This window comes from Pseudarthrobacter sp. GQ63 (genome assembly GCF_059758765.1).
This window is the reverse complement of record NZ_JCAXEF010000048.1, coordinates 1-280: the sequence shown is the minus strand read 5'-3', so window position 1 is coordinate 280 and position 280 is coordinate 1. Positions and strand designations below refer to the sequence as shown.

Sequence of the window (280 nt, the reverse complement as noted above, 5' to 3'; positions counted from 1 at the left end):
GGGGCGGGGGTCAGGGCTGAGGTTTCAACGGACTCGGTCACGAGGCACGCACCTTAGGGTTGAGCCAGCCGTTGAGCAGGTCAACGATGAGGTTGACCACGATCACCACGGCGACGGTGTACATAACAACGCCCATCACCACGGGCTGGTCACTCTGCACGGTGGCCGCCACCGCGAGCGGGCCGATCCCCGGCAGGGCAAAAATGGACTCCAGGATGACCACACCGCCCAGCATGCCGATCAGCTGCAGACTCAGCACGGTCAGCCCCGCCGGTGCGGC

Annotated in this window: 1 protein-coding gene; it reads right to left on the bottom strand. The window is 65.7% G+C overall.

The genetic code is table 11. The annotated features are described in order from the left end of the window. Nucleotides 1–37 precede the first annotated feature (37 nt). On the bottom strand, nucleotides 38–280 hold a 243-nt coding region (locus AC6CHP_RS20780), incomplete at its 5' end, for an ABC transporter permease subunit (protein WP_498232069.1).